16 protein-coding genes and 1 tRNA gene are annotated in these 16,553 nt (G+C 45.5%); 10 read left to right on the top strand and 7 right to left on the bottom strand.

Features of this window, described 5'->3' with window-relative positions:
* Positions 1 to 42 precede the first annotated feature (42 nt).
* Positions 43 to 714 carry a DUF4159 domain-containing protein gene (locus HY960_07135; GenBank protein MBI5215511.1) on the bottom strand — a complete coding sequence of 224 codons (672 nt, stop codon included), beginning with the start codon at positions 712 to 714 and terminating at the stop codon, positions 43 to 45.
* Between the two features lie 152 nt (positions 715 to 866).
* Between HY960_07135 and arfB the strand changes: the two genes are divergently transcribed.
* Positions 867 to 1,298: an aminoacyl-tRNA hydrolase gene (gene arfB, locus HY960_07130; GenBank protein MBI5215510.1), complete on the top strand. Its 432-nt coding sequence runs from the start codon at positions 867 to 869 to the stop codon at positions 1,296 to 1,298.
* 23 nt (positions 1,299 to 1,321) lie between these two features.
* Here arfB and HY960_07125 read toward each other — a convergent pair whose 3' ends face one another.
* Both HY960_07125 and HY960_07120 read right to left on the bottom strand, forming a co-directional pair.
* Positions 1,322 to 1,636, bottom strand: a complete 315-nt coding sequence (locus tag HY960_07125; protein ID MBI5215509.1) for a type II toxin-antitoxin system RelE/ParE family toxin — start codon at positions 1,634 to 1,636, stop codon at positions 1,322 to 1,324.
* Positions 1,603 to 1,785, bottom strand: a complete 183-nt coding sequence (locus HY960_07120) for a hypothetical protein (protein ID MBI5215508.1) — start codon at positions 1,783 to 1,785, stop codon at positions 1,603 to 1,605. The genes HY960_07125 and HY960_07120 overlap by 34 nt, the downstream gene beginning before the upstream one ends.
* A 222-nt stretch (positions 1,786 to 2,007) precedes the next feature.
* Between HY960_07120 and mfd the strand changes: the two genes are divergently transcribed.
* From mfd to HY960_07080, 8 genes are all read left to right on the top strand, one after another.
* On the top strand, positions 2,008 to 5,556 hold the full coding sequence (gene mfd, locus HY960_07115; GenBank protein ID MBI5215507.1) for a transcription-repair coupling factor: 3,549 nt from the start codon (positions 2,008 to 2,010) through the stop codon (positions 5,554 to 5,556).
* Between the two features lie 46 nt (positions 5,557 to 5,602).
* Positions 5,603 to 6,136, top strand: coding sequence for a hypothetical protein (locus HY960_07110; GenBank protein MBI5215506.1), 534 nt, complete (start codon positions 5,603 to 5,605; stop codon positions 6,134 to 6,136).
* A gap of 6 nt (positions 6,137 to 6,142) precedes the next feature.
* Positions 6,143 to 7,033, top strand: a complete 891-nt coding sequence (locus tag HY960_07105) for an EamA family transporter (GenBank protein ID MBI5215505.1) — start codon at positions 6,143 to 6,145, stop codon at positions 7,031 to 7,033.
* Positions 7,026 to 7,604 (top strand): RNA methyltransferase, encoded by a 579-nt coding sequence (locus tag HY960_07100; GenBank protein MBI5215504.1) that lies wholly within the window; start codon positions 7,026 to 7,028, stop codon positions 7,602 to 7,604. The genes HY960_07105 and HY960_07100 overlap by 8 nt, the downstream gene beginning before the upstream one ends.
* On the top strand, positions 7,589 to 8,416 hold the full coding sequence (locus tag HY960_07095; GenBank protein ID MBI5215503.1) for an alpha/beta hydrolase: 828 nt from the start codon (positions 7,589 to 7,591) through the stop codon (positions 8,414 to 8,416). The genes HY960_07100 and HY960_07095 overlap by 16 nt, the downstream gene beginning before the upstream one ends.
* Positions 8,417 to 8,548: 132 nt before the next feature.
* Positions 8,549 to 9,229, top strand: coding sequence for a uracil-DNA glycosylase (locus HY960_07090; protein ID MBI5215502.1), 681 nt, complete (start codon positions 8,549 to 8,551; stop codon positions 9,227 to 9,229).
* Between the two features lie 53 nt (positions 9,230 to 9,282).
* A complete protein-coding gene (locus HY960_07085) occupies positions 9,283 to 10,053 on the top strand; it encodes a glucose 1-dehydrogenase (protein ID MBI5215501.1) in 771 nt (256 codons plus the stop codon).
* Between the two features lie 47 nt (positions 10,054 to 10,100).
* Entirely contained in the window at positions 10,101 to 11,300 is a 1,200-nt protein-coding gene (locus tag HY960_07080; GenBank protein MBI5215500.1) for an aminotransferase class I/II-fold pyridoxal phosphate-dependent enzyme, read from the top strand.
* A 48-nt stretch (positions 11,301 to 11,348) separates the two neighbouring features.
* Here the strand turns inward: HY960_07080 and ilvA are convergent, their stop codons facing one another.
* Complete coding sequence (gene ilvA / locus HY960_07075; GenBank protein ID MBI5215499.1) at positions 11,349 to 12,299, bottom strand: threonine ammonia-lyase; 951 nt, start codon at positions 12,297 to 12,299, stop codon at positions 11,349 to 11,351.
* 273 nt (positions 12,300 to 12,572) lie between these two features.
* Here ilvA and HY960_07070 point away from each other — a divergent pair.
* Positions 12,573 to 12,646: transfer RNA gene (locus HY960_07070), tRNA-Arg, on the top strand.
* Between the two features lie 206 nt (positions 12,647 to 12,852).
* Here HY960_07070 and HY960_07065 read toward each other — a convergent pair.
* From HY960_07065 to HY960_07055, 3 genes are all read right to left on the bottom strand, one after another.
* Positions 12,853 to 13,395 carry an archaemetzincin family Zn-dependent metalloprotease gene (locus HY960_07065; protein MBI5215498.1) on the bottom strand — a complete coding sequence of 181 codons (543 nt, stop codon included), beginning with the start codon at positions 13,393 to 13,395 and terminating at the stop codon, positions 12,853 to 12,855.
* Positions 13,395 to 14,738, bottom strand: a complete 1,344-nt coding sequence (locus HY960_07060; protein MBI5215497.1) for a sigma-54-dependent Fis family transcriptional regulator — start codon at positions 14,736 to 14,738, stop codon at positions 13,395 to 13,397. The genes HY960_07065 and HY960_07060 overlap by 1 nt, the downstream gene beginning before the upstream one ends.
* A 78-nt stretch (positions 14,739 to 14,816) precedes the next feature.
* Complete coding sequence (locus HY960_07055) at positions 14,817 to 16,403, bottom strand: HAMP domain-containing protein (GenBank protein ID MBI5215496.1); 1,587 nt, start codon at positions 16,401 to 16,403, stop codon at positions 14,817 to 14,819.
* Between the last annotated feature and the right edge of the window lie 150 nt (positions 16,404 to 16,553).

Below are 16,553 nucleotides of genomic sequence, written 5' to 3'. Positions count from 1 at the left end.
ATAATTAATCCGAAATTGGCAATTCGCAATCCGAAATCAAAGTCAATGTGTCAACGCCCAAACGACAATATTTGTTCCGAACCGAAGCGCTTCTTCCCGTTTCTCCGGAGTTGTACCGTGAACTTCCGGTGGATTCCAGCCGTCGCTTGGATTTGATTCATACGTATAATAGAGGACGAGCCGTTCGTTATGGAACAGCCCGAATCCCTGTGGCGGTTTGCCATCATGCTCGTGTGTCTTCGGCGGACCGTTGGGGAAATCGAACTGCGCATGATACAACCCGAAGGAAAACGGTAACTCGGTTAACTCTTGTTCGGGAAAGACTTTTTTGATTTCCCGGCGGAACGCTTTGTCTAATTCATAGTCATCGTCCACGTACATGAAGCCGCCCCGCTCGAGATATGTTCGCACGCGTTGCGCTTCAATATCGGAGAACGTGATGTTTCCATGCCCGGTAACGAAGATAAACGGGTACGTAAAAAACTTATCGCTCATAATTTCGACGAACTCATATTTCGGGTCAACATCAATGTTTGTGTGTGTGCGGACGTAGTTGAGGAGTTCCACTTCCTCCTGCGGGTCGTTGTACCAATCGCCGCCGCCATTGAACTTGAGTCGTGCGATTTTGAACGAACTGTTGACCACACCCTGTGCAAGCGCATCAACCGAGCATATTAGGGAAATCAGAAGAATGAGAAGCGTTTTGTGTTTCATAACTCTCCTAAAGTATGAAATGGAGGACGAAGAAACAAACGAGATAATCTCGGTTTTCAGTTCGCTTTTGATTGACTGTTCTTTTCGAGTTTTTGTGTGTTTCGGGATTGGTCATCGTTCATTTGTTCAAAATTTTGTATGTTTGAATCGTCATGACTGAACCACTTACCATCACACACACCGTTTCCATTCCGTCTTCGGAGTTGACGTTTCGTTTTGCACGAAGTGGCGGACGAGGCGGGCAGAACGTCAACAAAGTCGAAACGAAAGTGGAGTTGCTGTTTGATGTTCTCCAATCGCCAAATCTCTCTGATGAAGAACGGCAGAGAGTTCTTCATCGTCTCGAATCCCGAATTGATTCTGAAGGAGTGCTTCACGTCGTCTCACAGGAACATCGAACGCAAAACAAAAACAGGGAAGAAGCGACGAAGAAGTTTGTTCAACTGATGAAACACGCACTCGCGAAAAGAAAGAAGCGTATCAAAACAAAACCCTCGGCAGAAGCGAAAGAGAAACGGCTTGAGGAAAAAAAGAAGAGAAGTACTATTAAAAAACTAAGAAAGGGGAAGCGTGAAGATGATTAATTACGACAATTATTTTTACAGAACTATTGTAATACCCAATCATCGGGATTAACATGGAGTAGTAAGTTCCTGCTTCCGTGAATAACTGCAACAATACAACATACATCTTCTCTAGTCTGATAGATGATTCGGTATGCGCCGTAAATAATTTCTCTGATATTGTTGTCAGAAAATTCAGGGACAATGCGACCGGATAATGGAAATTGTTTTAGTCTCCGTGGTGCCTGTACTATTCGAGTCCCGACCCGTTCTGCATAGAATTGAGAATCATTGGAAATGTACTCAATAATCTGTTGAACATCGGCTAACGCCGGGGTTGTCCAAACGACCCGAGCCATTCACTGACTTTTTTCTCTGCTTCTTCCTGTGTGAAGAGAGGTTCATTATCAATTGCCTTGATACCTGCTTCAACTTTTTCCCGGACATAGAGATGATATTGAATATCTTCCATCGAACAATCATCAGGAAGCGAGCGAATAATATTCATCGCTTGATTTTTAGGTGTTGTTTGAGTATCCATATCAGTTTTTCTAAACCATTATATCTAATCCTGTAAAAAAATCAAAATTGTTTTTCTGAAAATCGGATTCATTGTGCAAAATCCGTATTTTCAACCCGACCTTTGCTGCCCTGAAATTTCTTGGCGGCAAGGGATTACTGTTTTTATTTACGATTGAATCATTGACGATTTGAACTTGTAGATGATTCAATGTTTCAATCGTACATCGTCAATCCGATTATTATGAAAGATTTGAAAACCATTAGACAGCAGGTTCTTTCCTCCGAGCCGTTTGTCAAACTGAAGCACGAGTTGCAATCGTTTTCCGCGGGGACACAATTACAATTGAGAAATGTTTCCGGCTCTCTCCTTGCGTTTGTGGCGGCGACGGTTTTCGAACAATGCAAAGCGCAAGTAGTTCTCATCGCATCGGACGAGGAGAAAGCAGAGAAGTTGCGCGATGATTGTGCGACGTTGCTTGGTGAAACACAAGTCAGTCTCTTCGGATTTCATCCTGCCCACGCGGCGACTCTTCTCGATATGAGTTCGCCCATCGCACAAATTGAAACGCTCAAAAAACTTTCCGCCGGAAACACACTCATCGTTGTTGCCTCGCCGCACTCGATTGTTCAGCCTGTTCCGCCGCCGGAAAAATTCCAACAACAAACTATCGAACTAAGTGTCGGGCAGGAATACAATTTTCAACAACTCATCGAACAACTGTTGCAACTTGGTTTCGAGAAAAAAGATTTTGTCGAACACTATGGCGACATTGCCGTGCGTGGCGGAATCCTCGATGTCTTCTCGTTCGTCGGTGAAAATCCTGTTCGCTTCGAGTTTTGGGGAAACACGATTGAATCTATCCGCGAGTTTGATGTTCTTTCTCAACGCTCCATCCGCAAGTTAGATTCGGCAAGCGTTGTTCCATCGTTCATCTCGCAAAACAGCGATTCTGATGAACAATCTCAACAAATTTCCTCCGCTTCCCTGTTCGATTATCTTGAAGAAAACGCTGTCATCATTCTCGACGAACCGGCGTTCATCGAAAAAGAAATCGAAGAACTGTTCAAAGAAGGCGCAGTAAATCTTTTTTCATATACAGATGTTCTTTCATTCGCACAACAATTCTCAAAAATTGAAAGTACCACTTTTCAATCATCAATCCTGAATCCGAAATCCGAAATCGAATTTCATTCGACATCTCAGCCCTCTCTCAACGGCAGCATCAATCTCCTCGTTGATTCCATCAACCGACTAACAAACGATGGCTACAACGTCTATCTTACATGCGACACAAAGAACGAAGCAGAACGACTCAGTGAACTTTTAGAGGAAGAGATTACAAAACCTGAAGAGGTTACGGGTCACGGGTTACAGGTACCACGCGCACGGCTTGAAACAGAAAACAGGAAACAGGAAACTGTAAACAGTAAACCCGAAACCCCAAACCCCAAACCCGTAACCTATCACATAGTAGCAGAGACTCTTCACTCCGGCTTCATCTTCCCTCCGGCGAAGATTGCGGTGTTCACAGAGCATGAAATTTTCGGACGATTGAAACGTCGCGGAGCGGGTAAACGAAAACGCTTCAAAGGATTTTCTCAGAAAGAATTACAGCAACTGCGGCGCGGCGACTATGTTACTCATGTTGACCGCGGCATCGGGCAATTTATCGGCTTGAACAAAATCAAAGTTGCGGGAGTTGAGCAGGAAGTGATGAAATTGATGTACGATGAAGGCGGAGTCATGTACGTCAATCTTGCTTCGCTGATGCGTGTTCAGAAGTATGCATCGAAGGAAGGATTCGTTCCGAAACTTAACAAACTCGGTTCGGGCGATTGGGAACGCGTGACCGGCAGAGCGAAGAAACGCATCAAGGATATTGCGCGTGATTTAATCAAACTCTACGCAAAGAGAAAACTCGAACAGGGATATTCGTTCGCTTCCGACTCGCATTGGCAGAAGGAACTCGAAGCATCGTTCATGTATGAAGACACACCCGACCAAGCGCGCACAACACTCGAAGTGAAACGCGACATGGAAGACACTGCGCCGATGGACCGGCTTGTTTGCGGCGATGTCGGCTTCGGGAAAACGGAAGTTGCTGTGCGTGCCGCATTCAAAGCTGTGAGCGACGGGAAGCAAGTTGCCGTTCTTGTTCCCACAACCATTCTCGCCATGCAACATTACAACACATTCATGGACCGGCTTTCAAAATACACCGTGCGTGTCGAGCATCTGAACAGATTCCGAACGACGAGAGAACAAAAGGCAATCGTTGAAGGAATGAAAAGCGGAACGGTTGATGTCATCATCGGAACGCATCGGTTGCTCTCGAAAGATATCGGCTTCAAAGATTTGGGCTTGCTTATTATTGATGAAGAGCATCGCTTCGGTGTTTCGGCGAAGGAACGGTTGCGGCAATTTCGCGCCGCGGTGGATACGCTTTCAATGACTGCAACGCCGATTCCCCGCACGTTGCAGTTTTCCCTTCTCGGTGCGCGTGACCTTTCAATCATTGCAACGCCGCCGCGTAATCGTCTTCCGATTCAAACGGAAATGGTCCCGTTCGGAGCGGATGGAAAACAAACGCATTGGAATGTTGCGCGTGAAGCAATCATACATGAATTGTATCGCGGCGGGCAGGTTTATTTTGTTCACGACCGCGTAGAAAATATTGATGCGATTGCCGACCAACTCCGGTCGAAAATTCCTGAGGCGAAAGTTCATGTCGCGCACGGACAGATGGAAGGACATGAACTCGAGAAAACAATGCTCGATTTTCTTGAGAAAAAATATGACGTGCTGGTCTGTACAAAAATCATCGAGTCGGGATTGGATATTCCGAGCGTGAACACGATTATCATCAATCGTGCAGATAGATTTGGCATGGCGGAGTTGCATCAATTGCGCGGGCGTGTTGGTCGCTCGAATGTGCAGGCGTACGCGTATCTCTTCACGCCGCCGTTGAGCGTTGTACCGAAATCCACCTTGCGGAGATTACAGGCAATTGAGGAATTTAATGAACTCGGTTCCGGCTTCAATCTTTCGATGCGTGATTTGGAAATCCGCGGCGCGGGCAATCTGCTCGGCGCGGAACAATCCGGTTTTGTCGCCGATATGGGTTTCGAGATGTACGAACAAATTCTCCGCGAAGCGGTTGAAGAACTCAAGCAGGAAGAATTCAAAGAATTATTCAAAGACCAAACACCCACATCTCAAATCACATATCCCACATCTATCGAATCAGTTGTGGACATTGACGTTGACGCCTTCATCCCCGATTTCTACATTGAATCCGACACTGAGCGGCTTGATATCTATCGCCGTCTCTCCAAGATGTTGAATGAACAGGAGTTAAACGAAATGCGAAATGAACTTCAGGACAGATTCGGAGAATATCCCGAAGAGGTCGAACATTTGCTTCTCACCGTACTCTTACGATTGCTTGCAACGCAGGCACGATTTCAAAAACTCGAAGTGAAAGGAAATATTCTTTCGCTCACACTTCCTCCTGAAACTGACACAGAGTTTTATGGAAACCTGAACGAGACCGTTTCTCCGTTTCAAAAATTGATTGCATACATTTCACAGCAGCCGAAAGGGGCGGCAACATTGGAACAACAAGCGAAAGAACTGAAAGTCGTTGTACGATTGAAAGAACAGGCAACGCAACAGGCGCGGGTTGAGGCGGCGGTGGAGAAGACAAGGGAAATCGTTGTAAACCTATCTCTTGCTACAGATGTGCTTGGCAAGTAAACCAATTTTTTGACTTTCATCAAATGCTTTGCTATTTTGACTCCGCATGGCAAAGTTCTCAGTAGAAGAAATTCAGCATCAGTTCGAGTTTGCAAGCGAGTTCAACGACATCTTTGATGCGTTTGAACAAGCATTGGAATTGCGGCTCGACGACCTCGAACTATACAAAAAACTGTTCTGGAACAAATCGCTCTCGGCAGATGAAGTGGCGTTGTTCGGTGAACAGTTGGTGAAGCAATTTCCCGCACTCGGATTCGATGCGTTCATGTGGCTTGCGGAAATGTGTGCGCTCACTCGTGCATCGGAAGATAATTTTGAAAGCGCAATGAACTATTTTCAAAAAGCCGCAACGGTTCGTCCGGATGCGCTTGAGCCATACGTCAAAGCCGTGCTCTGCTACGACCCCGATGTAAAAATCCCTCCGGCAAAAAATCTTATCGAGTTTGTCAAAACCGGAATTCCGCACGTCTCTGACCCGCGAATGTTATATCAACGTCTTGCATATTTGTATGACCAACTCGGCAACGACGAGATGACGCAATATTACCGGCGGCTTGGCGGGGAAAGTTCCGGGCAGTAACTCTGCATGAAATCATATAAAGGCTATGTGTATGTTCTGAGCGCGACGCTCTTCTGGGGAGTCTCCGCGACTGTTGCGAAGTTTTTGTTCAACCAACAAACAAGCGCGCTCGTGCTGGTGCAACTCCGCATGACGATATCCTGTCTTCTTCTCGTTTCGTTTTTCGTGATGTTCAAGCGGGAGTATCTTCGTCTCAAACGTGCGGACGTTTGGAAGTTTATTATGCTCGGAGTGTTCGGAAGCGCGGCATGTAACTTCACTTACTATTATACTATCAAAGAAACCAATGTGGCGACTGCAATTCTCTTGCAATATCTCGCGCCGTTGCTTGTGCTTGCGTACGCGGCATTTTCAAAAGAGGAAAAACTGAGTGTCGGGAAGGTTATTGCCGGAATTATCTCTCTTGCAGGATGCTTTCTCGCTGTCGGCGGAGAAAACTTTTCACTTTCCTCCATTAGTAACATCGGTTTATTCACCGGATTTCTTTCCGCCGGAACGTGGGCATTTTCCAATCTTGCGATGCGACGGTTAATGCATTCGTACAACGCGTGGACAGTTCTTATTTACTCGTTTGTGTTTGCTTCGCTCTTCTGGTTCTTCGTCAATTCTCCGCTCGAACTCATCGAAGCAAATTACTCTGCCGACACATGGTTGATGTTTTCCGGCTTTGCCATCATTTCGATTCTGATTCCGCATTCGTTTTATTATAACGGCATCAAGCACCTGACAGCGGCGAGAGCAATCATTACGGCATCGTTCGAACCGATTGTTGCCATCGGTTCCGCCTTTATTTTCTTGCAGGAGCAGTTGACCCTTGTGCAAGTTATCGGAGCGATCCTTGTCATCATTGCCATTATCATTTTGCAATGGAAGAGAGATGAGTTAATTCATGACTGAGAAACGAAAAGAAAAGATGCTCTCGGTGATTCGCCGACGACAGCCGGGATTGACAGTTGTGATGGAAGATATTCATGACCCGCATAACGTGAGCGCGATGCTTCGTTCTTCCGATGCAGTGGGAATTACGGAAGTGCAACTTCTTTACGTCGGTGAAAAATTTCCGAAGTTGGGAAGGAAAAGTTCTGCAAGCGCAAACAAATGGATTTCCCGCCGTCAATTTAAAACCGTCGAAGAATGTTTTGCAAAATTGCATGATGAGGGCTTCGTTATTTACGCAACACATCTCGGAAAGAAATCAAAAATGCTGTACGAACTTGATTTGACGAAGAAGGTTGCGTTCGTCTTCGGGAACGAACACCGCGGCGTTTCGGATGAAGCGGCAAAACTCTCTGATGAAAATTTTCTTATTCCTCAGGTTGGAATGATTGAAAGTCTCAATGTTTCTGTTGCTTGCGCGGTAACATTGTATGAAGCATTTCGTCAGAGATTGAAGGCGGAAATGTATGACTCGTCGCAATTCAGTGAAGAAGAACTTCAGCACATGTTTGATGCGTGGTCAAGAAAGTGAACGGTCGGCATTATTACATTTCAATTGATAACTGTAAGATTCATGTAGAAGAAGCCGGTGAAGGGAAACCGTTGGTTCTCGTTCACGGCTTGGGCGGCTCGCTGATGTGGCAGAGGGTTGTCGAACCGCTATCAGAACATTTCCGTCTGTTTGTTCTTGATTTACCCGGTTTTGGAGAATCGGAATCATCAAACAAAACCTATTCTACGAAAGAACACGCGGAACTCCTTGTTAAAATCTTACAACATTTTACTCTTGAAAACATTTCTCTCGCCGGTGTTTCATACGGCGGGCAAGTTGCCGCGACCTTTGCGGCAATGTATCCTGAACGAGTTGAAAAATTAGTGCTCACCTGCAGTACGGGATTGGCGCCAACTCCGTTCATCATTTCAAATACGGTTCTCCGGGAACTGTTTTCTTTTGTTGTGAAAGTAGTTATCCTCACAAACCAAGCATTGCTTTGTTTGATGGGACGCCGTTCGTTTTATGATGTTGCTTCCCGACCCGAAGATTTATGCCGGAAGTTCTTCGAGCAACTTTCCAAACCGGGACATCAAGATGCGTGGCTGAATTGTCTTTATAATGTGTTCACCGGAGGAAGGGAATTCAAACAGAAATTAACAGAGATACAAACACCAACACTAATTCTTTGGGGTGAGAATGATGTAACTGTTGTACCTAAGCACGGGAGAGAATTTCAGAACCTCATTCCAAATTCCACACTTCAGTTGTTTTCGGAATGTGCACACTCGGTACCTTTAGAAATACCAAAAGAGTTAACCGGTGCGTTACGAAGTTTTTGTATGGGCTGATGGCTAACATTCATCATGGCACTGCCTCAGAACCATTCTGAAGAGTAACGGTACATTTTCTTATCATCTGATACAATTCGTTTTTCTTTTTGGCTCTCATATTTTTTCCGTACTTTCGTCCGGTAATTTCGAATGAAACATCTCCAACAATTACAACGCTCCATTGTTCAATGCCACAAGTGTCCGCGACTTGTTGAATGGCGCGAAACCATAGCACAGGAAAAAGTTGCCCGCTTTTGCGAACAGGAATATTGGGGAAAACCTGTTCCGAGTTTCGGCGATGCAAATGCAAAACTCCTCATTGTAGGATTGGCTCCGGCGGCGCATGGTGCAAATAGAACAGGACGAATGTTTACCGGCGACCAGAGTGGATTGTGGCTTTACCGGGCTCTGCACAAGTTCGGGTTTGCTTCTCATGCGAATTCAGTTTCCAGAGATGATGAGATGAAATTAAACGATTGTTACATTACCGCAACTGTACGATGCGCTCCACCTCAGAACAAACCGACAAAAGAAGAGTCTCTAAACTGTCGCCCGTATTTACTTGAAGAGTTGAAAACGATGAAGAACATCAATGTCATCATTGCACTTGGAAAAATTGCGCATGATGCTGTGTTCGACTCGATAGTGTCGTTAGGCAAAACTTCGTTGACGAAACGACCTGTGTTCAAACACAATTCTTCCGTGCAACTGAACGAGGACATTATCCTTCTCGCATCGTATCATCCGAGTCAACAAAATACATTTACAAAAAGACTGACACAGCCGATGTTTGACAGTGTTTTCCGAAAAGCAAAAGAGTATTCGAAATAATCACCAATAACTAACGACAAGCACACAATACAACAAACAAAGAGCAAAGAACCATGAACAAACAGGAATTCAAAGATAAAGTATTTATTGTCACCGGCGCATCAAGCGGAATCGGAAAAGCAACGGCACGGTTGGCGCTTGAACGGGGTGCGAACGTTTCTCTTGTTGCGCGGCGTGAAGAGAAATTACGAGAAGTTGCCCTTCAACTAAATCCTGAGAACATCGAAATCATCGCGGCTGATATTACAAAAGACGACGACCGCACTTTCATTGTCGAACAAACAATCAAACGCTTCGGTGGAATTGACGTACTCGTCAACGCCGCCGGAATCATCGGGAACGGAACAATCGAAAATACAACGCTCGAACAATGGGATTCGATGCTCGACATCAACCTCCGCTCGTTGTTCAGATTAACACAACTTGCGCTTCCGTCTATCATCGAACGAAAGGGAAACATCGTGAATGTTTCCAGCGTAACGGGAATCCGTTCGTTTCCGAATGTGCTTGCTTATTGTGTCAGCAAAGCAGGTGTTGACCAACTGACTCACTGTGCGGCTCTTGAACTCGGACCGAAAGGAGTTCGTATCAACGCGATCGACCCGGGCGTTGTCATCACGAATCTCCATCGCACAAGCGGAATGCCTGAAGAAACATATCAGAAATTTCTTGAGCATGGAAAAAGCACACATCCTATCGGGAGAGTCGGTTCGCCGGAAGAAGTTGCCGAGTTAATACTGTTCCTCGCCTCCGACCGTGCCGGATGGATTACCGGCGGAAGTTTTAGTATTGATGGAGGTAGAGCGCAAACGTGCGCCAGATAGTCAATTCAGAATCCAAATTGCAGTTACAAAGAACCATTACCAAAATTATGAAGAAGAAAACAAAACATTCTCTCGCAACCAGAGCAATCCATGGTAAACATACGCATGCGTACAAAGGTCCGGTCTCGTTTCCCATTTACCAGACAAGCACATATCGTTTCGAAAACTCGAACGATGCTATTCGTTACGCGCAGGGGGACCAAAGCGTGTTGGTATATACACGTTACCACAATCCGACCGTGAATGAAGTTGAAGAAAAAATTGCATTGATGGAAGGAGGAGAATCAGCCGCGTTATTTTCTTCCGGCATGGCGGCAATTACCACGGCAATTCTTTCCGCGTGTACCTCCGGTGATGAAATTGTCAGTACGCCGGCGTTGTACGGAGGAACGTATCGTTTCTTCCGCGATACTCTTCCGAATTATGGAATAACTGTAAACTATGTTGATGCAAATTCTTTGAACGACCTGCTGTATATCATCACGCCAAAAACAAAACTTGTTTACTTCGAAACGCCGACAAATCCCACGTTAGGTTTGGTAGATATTCAAAAACTTGTTCGTCTCACAAGACAAGTCCAGAAAGAGCATCGGACATTGATTACCATCATAATAGACAATACATTCGCTACGATTCTGAACCAAAATCCGTTTGAACTTGGCGTTGATGTCATTGTTGAGAGCAGTACGAAGTATCTCGGCGGTCATACTGATTTGATGGGCGGAGTGGTTCTCGGTTCGAGCAAGTTTATCAAGCGAACAAAAAATCTTGCCAAGCATCTCGGCGGTTGTGCGGACCCGTTTGCCGCGTTCCTGCTTGAGAGAAGTCTGAAAACATTTGAATTACGTGTTCATCGGCAAAACGAAAATGCACTTTTACTCGCCACGGCATTAGAGAAGCATCCCAAAGTCAATCGCGTTATTTACCCGGGGCTTCCTTCACATCCTCAACATCAACTTGCAAAAAAACAGATGCAAGGATTTGGCGGAATGGTCACAATCGAAGTGGCTGGTGGCGCAAAAGCGGCGGCAAAGGTATGTGACTCGCTGAAGGTGGCTGTTAATGCGATGTCGCTGGGAGGAGTAGAAACCCTCGTGAGTATTCCGGTCTATTCTTCACACGTAAACATGAGTGAAGCGGAATTGAAACAGCATGGAGTGACTCCGGGAATGATTCGGATTTCCGTCGGTGTAGAAGGTATCAACGATTTGATTGAGGATTTCAATCAGGCGTTGAGGAAAAAATAAATTCCCCCGGAATTATTGAGATATTCACGTACAGCATGTGTCATACGCTCAGCGAAGAATTCTCTGAAGCACTTCCGCATCCACATTTCCCCCGCTAATGACGGCACATACTTTTTTGCCGGAAAGTGCAAGATTATTTTTCAAAATTGCCGCAGAAGCGACTGCCCCGGTCGGCTCGACGAGAATTTTCATCCGCTCAAGAAAGAATCTCATCATCGGGTAAATTTCTTCATCGTTAATGGTGATAACATCATCAACATGCTTCATAATAATTTCAAAGTTGAGTTGCCCGACAGAGAGCGTTCGCATACCGTCGGCAATGGTGGTTGCTTTCTCAATTTTTACTATTCTTTGTTCGCGGAATGATTGGTAGCAATCGTTCGCTCCCTCTGTTTCCACGCCAATCACTTTAATGTTCGGGAACATGTGTTTCGCCGCTACCGCACATCCGGAAATCAATCCGCCGCCGCCAACCGGAATAAATAAATAATCGAGTTCTTTCCTTTTCTGTGCGATTTCAAGAACGAGAGTTCCCTGCCCAGCAATCAGTTGTTCATCGTTGTACGGATGAATGAGAGTGTATCCGTGGTTCTGCATCAGTTCATTCGTCGTACGTTCCCGGTCATCTGTAGATGTTCCGCAAAAGACAACTTCCGCTCCGTATCCCTTGGTTGCTTCTACTTTGCTTTTTACCGAATCATGCGGCATCACAATAACCGCTTTGATTCCGAAAATCTTTGACGCAAGAGCAACTCCCTGTGCATGGTTGCCGGAGGAATGTGCAATCACACCTCGCTTCCGTTCTTCATCACGTAACGAAGAAATTTTATTGTACGCGCCTCGAAATTTGAATGCGCCGATGCGTTGAAAATTTTCCGCTTTGAACCAAACATGGTTCCCGGTTATTTCATTAAATGTTTGTGAGGAAAGCAACGGTGTAGTGTTGATGACGGTATGTATTCGCTCGTATGCGAGTTGAATGTCGGAGAATTGAAGCATCGAAGATGGAGAAGTATTCTGAAATAGTGGAAGGAATATACAATTACAGATGGAAAAAACAAGGACTCGATGACAAAGCAAATACATTACCCTCTACACGAAGCCGAACGATAATAATTTCAATCGAACAATTTTCATTTATTGATTTCTGATACGTACTTCGTTCGTTCAAGAATAGTAAAGAACTTTGTTTGTGTTGTAAAAACTACCCATTGGTTTTCCATTTGAAGTTTTGTATATTTGTACCGCATTTCAAAGAAATTCCCACAAAAAGCGCCAGTAGCTCAACTGGATAGAGCATCAGCCTACGGAGCTGAGGGTTAGGGGTTCGACTCCCTTCTGGCGCACAAAAAAAGGGGAAGTTTTCAACTCCCCCTTCATCAAATCTAAAAGTCCTACAAAGTCTTACCTTAATATTTACAACTATCTACTAACACTACACTATTTATCCAACTTCTTCACGGCATCTTGTAAGTTGTCAATATTATAGCAGGATGAAAAAGTATTTCAAATTCCCTCTGAAGAAGCAAAAGGTAGGAAAAGGTATTCCTTCTCAGTTATGGATTTTTTCAAATAACCTTCTTGCACATTCCTCACACAATGTCATCTTCTTCAAATCAATCTCCTCCACATAGGTTGATGCGCGCATGACGCACTCGAACTGCTTGCAGTGAAATAATCCGAATGTATGTCCCAGTTCGTGAACAAGTTCTTTCGTTAACCGCTCTAACAGGAGCGAGCGGTTTTCTTCAACACCATAAAACTCGTTGGCAAGTCTGTGGGTAGAAACAACTGCAGCTGTTCCATCGAGTTGCGCTTCACCATACACGAATGTCAGGACAGGAATGTACAGGTCAACATCAACGATGGTGATAAGTTTTTGTTTCTCTGAGGAAGTGATAGTTGAAAGTATATGCGCAATCAACACGGAAGAATTGTACTGTACCCGCGAACTATCAAACGCGCGCTCGAGTTCGAGACGATACTGTGCAACACTTACAGAAAGTCCGAGAAGTTGTCGGATAGTTTCTGCAACGGATTCAAGTTCGGCAAGCGGGAGCGAAGAAGCATTGAGAATGTGAACCGGAAACGGCACTACGGTTTCCGGAAACCGTACTTGGCAATTTTATTATACAGCGTGACGCGGTCAATCTGCAACACTTCCGCCGAGTGGGTAATGTTCCACCGCTGTTCTTCCAGCACACGGGCGATATGTCGTTTCTCCATGTCCGCCAGCGAGCCGGATTGCGGTTCGTTGTTTCGTTCGGAAAGTTGGAAGGGTAAATCAGCCGGGGTGATTGCACAGGATTTCCCGACCACCATCGCACGTTCCATCGCGTTTTCCAGTTCGCGCACGTTTCCGGGCCAATCGTACTGGACGAGAATATCCATCGCTTCAGGAGAAACGGAGGAGATGTCTTTTCCCATCGCCCGCTTGTGTTTGTTCACAAAATAATTGACGAGCAACGGAATATCGCTTTTCCGTTCACGCAACGGCGGGATGCTGACCGTGAAAACATTCAAGCGATAATAAAAATCTTCGCGGAATGTTCCTTCTTTCACTGCAAGTTCGAGGTCTTTGTTCGTCGCACAGATGATTCTGAAGTCCACTTTGATAGTCTCATTCCCGCCCACGCGGGTAAACTGTTTCGTTTCAATCACGCGAAGCAAATCCATCTGCGTTTTCATATCAATGTTCCCGACTTCATCGAGGAACAGCGTTCCGCCATCGGCAAGTTCGAGTTTTCCTTTCCGGCGGTATTGCGCTCCGGTGAACGCTCCTCGTTCATGACCGAATAATTCACTCTCCAACACTCCTTCCGGCAACGCGCCGCAATTGATAGTAACAATCGGGAAATATCTTCGTTGACTGTTTGCATGAATCGCCCGCGCAATTAATTCTTTTCCCGTTCCGCTTTCTCCCCGAATCATCACTGTCGTATCCGTCCCTGCCACGGTCTTAATCATCTCGAACACTTTTTTTATTTGTGATGAATCACCGATGATTTCATCCGGTTTTGAGAACTCGACAACTTGTTCTTTCAGTTTCAGGTTTTCCATTGCAAGTGCGCGTTGCTTGATGGCATTGCTGACAAGATGCGAAAGATGGTCGGGGTCAATCGGTTTCGTGATGTAATCGAACGCGCCGCACTTGAGCGCCTGCACCGCCGTATCAACCGAAGCATGAGCGGTGATGAAGATGATGATTGCGTGCGCATCAATATCGCGGATGCGTTGTTGCAATTCCATTCCGTCCATGCCGGGCATTTTAATATCGAGCAAAATAATGTGCCATCGTTGTTCCTGCATCAGTCTCAACGCTTCTGCCGCGTTCGCCGCCGCGCCGACAATGTACCCGTCTTCGCGAAACCATTTTGTCAGTGAATCCCGGACGATTTGTTCATCATCTACTATTAATAAGGCAATGTGTTCGTTCATAATTCTTTCCTTTATGTTTTTGTAGGACAAATTTTAATTCGTCCACCATGATGGTCGAATTGAAATTCGACCCTACAATTATTTCTTATGTGGAAACACCAATGTAAATGTTGTTCCTTTTTCATGCTCGGAACGGACGGAGATATCGCCGCCGTGCCGCTCGACAATTCCATACACGACCGAAAGTCCCAAGCCGACACCTTTGCCATCTTTCTTCGTCGTGAAGAACGGCTCGAAAATATGCGGCACATCTTCTTCGGCAATTCCTACACCCGTATCGGAAACTTCGATGAGTACGGAATCGTTTTGCAGCTCCTTCCGAACTTGTACATGAATTTTTCCTCCTCCGTGCATCGCTTCAACGGCATTGACAAACAATGCAATCAACGCTTGTTGAATCTGATTCTCATCGCACAGCAATACAACTTCCTCAGGTGGATATTCCGCCGTAAACTCGACATTCGAAATCTGAAAATGATGTTGAACAAGTTGCGCAGCTTTTTCTACGATGTGCCGGACAGAGGCAAGCGTCAGTTCGCCGACTTGTTTCCGCGAGAACAGAAGCAGATTTTTCACGATGTTTCCGCACCGTTGTGTTTCCCGCGACACTACTTCCAATTCTTCCAGCATTTGTTGTGCGGCTTCTGTAAGTGGCTCCGCTTTCCGCAAGCGTTTTGCTATCAACTTCGAGTAGGTTAGAATTCCTTCGAGCGGGTTGTTTAACTCATGCGCTACGGTCGCAGAAAGTTTTCCGAGCGAAGCCATTTTTTCGATTTGAAGCATTTGTTCGTGCAGGCGTTTCAACTCGGCGGTTTTTTCTTTCACCCGGATTTCCAGTTCGTTCGACCAGCGTTCATTTTCCTCCATCACCGTTCTCAGTGATTCCGTCATCACATTAAATGACTGTGCCAACATTCCAAGTTCGTCTTTTGAATCGGAAGGAATGTGATACGTAAGATTCCCTGATGAAATTTCTTTCGTTCCCGTGATAAGTTTTTTCACGGGACGATGAACGGTGTTGTACACAAACAGTAACGAAAACACGGCGAGCGCCATCACCGCAAGCACGGCAAAAATTCCCATACGTACCTGCGCTTCAAAAATATCTTTGTCCACCTGGTCGAGCGACATGCGCACATCAAGCACACCCAACACCGTTCGTTCTGCCGGATGCGCATGACACTCTGCGTTCGAGCAAGCATGTTCATTCCGAATCGGGTTGATTAGTCCCAACACCCTGTGTCCGTTTTGCGATTGATAAATTCTCATCCGGTTATCCATCGGGAGCGACTGCAACGGTTGTTGCTGTTCATGACATGCTACGCACGCTTCCGCGTTCATGTCTACCGCCGTTTGTTCTTCCGCTTTGTTCGTGGAGAACATAATTTCTCCCCGCTTGTTGTAAATGCGGATTCCTTCCACGCCCGGTTCTGTTCCGATCGTGTTGATGATTTGATACACATCTTCTCGGCGGTTCAGCAACATGCTGTAGTGGGTTGATTTTTTTATGACGTCGCTCGAACGGCTTGCGTTTTGCAAAACATATTCCATCATTTGTTCGCTGTGAAACTGAATCGCGAAATACGAATAGAATCCAAACAGGATAAGAAGGAGGACAAACGACCCGCCCAGAACGCGGAACGTCAGGGAGTGAAAAAATTTCATAGGCACACTGTTGAGTGATGAATTTTCAAACAGTGTGCCATCTGAAATGGTGAAATAGCTAAGGAATTAGAGAACTATTTCATTGAGATAGGAAATGTTTCTCAGCCGTGAGAAGTTCATACCGTCATCTCACTCACCAAGAGTGAAACA

It is taken from the genome of Ignavibacteriota bacterium (assembly GCA_016212665.1).
Taxonomy (GTDB): Bacteria; Bacteroidota; Ignavibacteria; order UBA10030; family SZUA-254; genus FW602-bin19.
The sequence above is the reverse complement of the archived record's forward strand: the minus strand, read 5'-3'. Positions and strand labels throughout refer to the sequence as shown.